We start from the raw sequence: 1,766 nt of genomic DNA on the forward strand, positions 1-1,766 counted from the left end.
TAACTCCCCTCTCCCTCTGGGAGAGGGGCTGGGGGTGAGGGCAGGTCTTCTGCATAGCCTTGCAGAGCGGGTAGAGTGGGCTAAAGGGATCTGCTCAGGAATGTCCCCACGGTCATGACTTTGGTCTTACAATCCCCCGGCCCGGTTGTGTTTAGTTGGGGGCCGCTCAGCCTGCGCTGGTATGGCTTATTGATCGGCCTGGCAATGGTGTTGGGCTTGCTCCTGGCTCGCCATCTGGCAGCTCGGCGTGGCCTTCCCCCCAGTTCCATGCCTGATCTGCTGGTGTGGTTGGTGGTTGGATCCCTGCCCCTTGCTCGCCTGTACTATGTGGCCTTTGAGTGGGAACGCTATCGAGATGGCCCTTGGTGGCAGGTCTTGGCCCTCTGGCAGGGGGGCATTGCCATTCACGGTGCCTTGATCGGCGGCAGTGCGGCGCTTTACCTGTTCGCCCGGCGGCACCGGCTGAGTTTTTGGTTGCTAGCCGATTGCCTTGTTCCCTCCCTCAGCCTTGGTCAGGGGATCGGACGTTGGGGCAACTTCTTCAACAACGAAGCCTACGGAAAGGTGTTGCCTCCGGATAGCCCTCTGTGGGTACAACTGCAGCTGCCTGATGGATCGCGCGTCCATCCCACTTTTTTGTACGAATCCCTCTGGAACTTTGGTCTCTTCGGGCTCCTGCTCTTTTTAAGCTACCGGCGCCAGCTTCCCCCCGGCACCCTCTTGGGCCTCTACCTGGTGGGGTACAGCCTGGGGCGCTTCTGGATCGAAGGCCTGCGCACCGATAGCCTCATGCTGGGATCCCTGCGGGTGGCGCAGGGGGTGAGCCTGTTGCTCATTGGAGCAGGCCTGGCCGCAATCTTGACAGCTCCCAAACGCGTTTCTGTTCACCCAAACGAGGCAACTTCCTCGCCTGGGATCCCCGCCCCAAAGGAGTTGTAAGCCATGGCCAGCGAACAGAATGAAGAGCCCTGGCAGCAAGCCTCCCCTCTGCTGCTGCCATCCGCCGCTGCTACCCAATCACTAGGGGCCCTCGTAGCTCAAGCCGCCCTTGGCTTCCTCGCCCCTTTAGGTCAACAAAAATCTCCCCCTCCCAGCCGCAGCCTCGGCTCCACTTCCGGCTTGGTCATTCTTCTCGAAGGTAATCTGGGCAGCGGCAAAACCACCTTTGTGCAGGGACTAGGGCAGGGCTTGGGGATCCCTGAACCCATCGACAGCCCCACCTTCGTGCTGGTGCAGGAATACCACACCGGACGGATCCCTCTTTTCCATTGCGATCTCTACCGCCTAGAGACCTCTTCTGCCGCTCGCGCCGGTGGGAAAGAATCCACACTCCTAGAAGACCTGGGGCTAGAAGAACTTTGGAGCCAAGGTGGGATCACCGCTATTGAGTGGCCCCAGTACCTCCGCCATCTGCCTGCGACCTACCTCTGGCTGCGCCTACAGCCCCATCCCCAGCAGGAAGGAGCCCGCCTTCTACACGTCAAGGGAAAGGGATCCCAGACTGGCCACCTTTGGCAGCAAGTTCTTTCTCAATTCACTCAGCAAAACCTCGAAGAAGGGATCCACTTCTCCTCCTGAAAGTACTTGAAAGCAGAAGAAAAAGTTGAGATCCCAAAAGACTTATGGTCATTTCGATTCCAACTAGGACACTGCACCCGCACCTAAAACGTTGAATGTACGGAGCCAGAAGGCTCTTCTCAGCAGTTCAGTCGCTTCACCCCAGCCTAGGTTGTGTTGATCTTTCATTTGAGCCAAAAGAGAGCACT

2 protein-coding genes are annotated in these 1,766 nt (G+C 58.4%); both read left to right on the forward strand.

Annotation, left to right across the window (positions count from 1 at the left end; genetic code table 11):
* The first annotated feature begins 114 nt into the window (after positions 1-114).
* Positions 115-939 (forward strand): prolipoprotein diacylglyceryl transferase, encoded by an 825-nt coding sequence (gene lgt, locus NW843_RS10375; RefSeq protein WP_011433548.1) that lies wholly within the window; start codon positions 115-117, stop codon positions 937-939.
* Positions 940-942: 3 nt separating this feature from the next.
* Positions 943-1,578 (forward strand): tRNA (adenosine(37)-N6)-threonylcarbamoyltransferase complex ATPase subunit type 1 TsaE, encoded by a 636-nt coding sequence (gene tsaE / locus NW843_RS10380; protein ID WP_414522892.1) that lies wholly within the window; start codon positions 943-945, stop codon positions 1,576-1,578.
* The last annotated feature ends 188 nt before the right edge of the window (positions 1,579-1,766 follow it).

It is taken from the genome of Synechococcus sp. R5-12 (genome assembly GCF_047502655.1).
Classification (GTDB): Bacteria; Cyanobacteriota; Cyanobacteriia; order Thermostichales; family Thermostichaceae; genus Thermostichus.

What these genes read in the sequence shown, in the direction of transcription:
- tsaE (WP_414522892.1), top strand. Translation starts at nt 943, where the DNA reads ATGGCCAGCGAACAGAATGAAGAGCCCTGGCAGCAAGCCTCCCCTCTG.
- lgt (WP_011433548.1), top strand. Translation starts at nt 115, where the DNA reads ATGACTTTGGTCTTACAATCCCCCGGCCCGGTTGTGTTTAGTTGGGGG.